This is a genomic window from Bacillus sp. JJ1532, from assembly GCF_036965085.1.
GTDB lineage: Bacteria > Bacillota > Bacilli > Bacillales > Cytobacillaceae > Cytobacillus.
Genome location: NZ_JBALOW010000115.1, coordinates 1 through 2347, shown reverse-complemented (window position 1 = coordinate 2347; position 2347 = coordinate 1). Strand labels below are relative to the sequence as shown.

Sequence of the window (2347 nt, the reverse complement as noted above, 5' to 3'; positions counted from 1 at the left end):
TCGGCCGCACAACTGCTTCGTTAGTACAATAACTTCTATAAAAGAGCACTTCTCCTTCTTGAAGAAATGCACCCATTAGTTCAATAAGAAATGAGGAGTAAAAGTGCGACGATTAGGGAATGTGATTTATTGCAATATAGCAGTGCCCCTTTTTATTTACATGTCTCACATACCTTAATGGAGAGAGTTTATTTTCGTTTGACATGAAAATTTCCATAGAGTTTTCCTTACTACCTAATATTCGGGTGAAAAAATCAGAGGTTTCACTCATCACATTTGTTACTATTCAGGAGAAAAATTTAAATTATTACCATTTTTCTATAGTAAAACACTTTTGATGAAATACTGGAATAGTTAGGAATTTATTACCTGATTGCATTAAATCCTCAATTATATTTGGCAAAGAGAGAACAGTAGCATCTCTCGGACCACTTCCAAATTTATCACCATCATGTAATAATACGATGCTATCAGTCTTTGTTTTTTTTAGAACACGTCTTTCAATCTTTTTTGCACTTGTTAAAGACCAGTCCCTACTATTTACATTCCATAATACTGATTTCAAACCCGAATCATGAATAATTCTAAGGGATTGATCATCTATCTTACCATACGGCGCACGAAAGATTATCGGTTCTTTGCCGATTATTTTTTTTATTTCCAAGTTGTTTTTTTTGATCTGGCTTGATAACTCTTTTGCAGATAAATCGGTGATTTTTGGATGATTCCAAGTATGATTTCCTATAACATGCTTTTCGTTATTTATCCGCTTAACGATTTCAGGATATTTTATTACTGCCTTACCTACAACAAAAAAAGTTGCTTTAATATTATAGGTTCCCAAGATGTCAAGAATCTGATTTGTGTATGGAGATGGTCCATCATCAAAGGTAAGTGAGACGAATTTAGATTTACTAATTGCCATTATCAATACACTCGCTTTGTTAACAATAATATCTATCATATGTTTGTTTATCCTTTTTGAAACCTTATTTATCACAACCTCAATCCTGGAGATTTTTCCTTGCTCAACTAACCTCCATTAGTTGAAGTGCAAACCTTCACAATATCTATTGTGTTTCAAACACAATTATCCAATTTCCAATACGGGGGCTGTTCAACAATCTGGCCCTATAATAAAAATATGCGATGTTCCTTTTACAGAAAAGCACTGGAATGCTGAATATGGAAAAATTAAAAAGATTTATTATTAGTTATTGTGCTAACGCACCCGTTAGTTCAAGAAAGAAGATATTCTTTTTCTATAAATTAATTTGGATTGTTTTCTAATAAAAATTCAATCAATTCCTCTTCACTATTAGTTTTAAATACAACATCCTTTACATCAAATACAATAAATGTTGGTGTTTCTTCTAACTCTAAGAATTTATATGAATTGGCTGTATCCTCTAAAGAAGTTCTTCCATGTATTTTTTTGACATTCTTTATACCATTTTTCGTCTTCCACTCATTATCAAGATTGTATATTCCAGTATCGTCAACAACTAATAGGGAATATTTGCTTTCATCATTTGAGAACAATGGATGTATCGGCTCTGTTTCAGATCTGTTTGAGCAGCCTACTAATATTACAAAAAAACAAAACAATAAAAGTACCTTCTGCAAAATGTACCACCTCCACTGAAATCTTAACATGAATACTTGTAATTTTCAGTCATTTTAAATTAACTCTTATTAAAGTAACCTGCATGTTAGTGAAAAAGCGACCGTCCCTGTTGAACAATCTGACCCGTTAGCCATCCATGAAGCGCAAAAATTAGCGCTTCACCACAGAGAATGAAAATGGATTCCCCTGTCTAATGAACACTCAGAAGGCCCAGCCTTTTTTTAAAAAGCGTTTTACTGGGTCAATTTTGTTATGCTTTTTTCTGGGTTTTGAGCTTTTTAAGTTTTCATGGGAGTTGAACAAGAAAAAAGCGATTCCATTTTAGGAATCGTACGTCTGGATTGTCTAATTAGATTGTGATTTTCTTAGCATTGCCCCGTTTGCAACAATTCCGATAAACCCAGTAACTGCGAAAAAACATGCTACAAACATAGGTGCTGAAGAAAGTGATTCAGTAAGTATTCTAAACATACCAAAAGCAAAAACAAGCAAACTACATATTAGTGTAATAATTAAACGAGTTTTATTTTTCACTTTTTAGACCTCCTAACAAGAACAGTTTTACAATCCATCTAATAATTCCAATCACCAGAATGAGGACCCCATTAGCTAAGGTTATAAGTCCTAAGAATGCTCCACCATATCCTGCACCTTCTCCTGTTCCTCCTGAACTCCAATCATAAAAATGAAGAAATAATGCACCACTTGAAAAACCAATCA

At 33.2% G+C, this 2347-nt stretch carries 3 protein-coding genes and 1 pseudogene; all 4 read right to left on the bottom strand.

Annotated elements, in window-relative coordinates:
• Positions 1-307: 307 nt before the first annotated feature.
• Complete coding sequence (locus V7122_RS24270) at positions 308-964, bottom strand: polysaccharide deacetylase family protein (protein ID WP_335348320.1); 657 nt, start codon at positions 962-964, stop codon at positions 308-310.
• Positions 965-1269: 305 nt separating this feature from the next.
• The gene (locus tag V7122_RS24265) at positions 1270-1626 is read right to left on the bottom strand and encodes a hypothetical protein (protein WP_335348321.1); all 357 of its coding nucleotides are present in this window, start codon (positions 1624-1626) and stop codon (positions 1270-1272) included.
• Between the two features lie 346 nt (positions 1627-1972).
• Positions 1973-2161 carry a hypothetical protein gene (locus tag V7122_RS24260; protein ID WP_335529699.1) on the bottom strand — a complete coding sequence of 63 codons (189 nt, stop codon included), beginning with the start codon at positions 2159-2161 and terminating at the stop codon, positions 1973-1975.
• Positions 2151-2347 (bottom strand): annotated as a pseudogene (locus tag V7122_RS24255) (hypothetical protein); the annotation flags it as partial. The gene V7122_RS24260 and the pseudogene V7122_RS24255, both read right to left, overlap by 11 nt.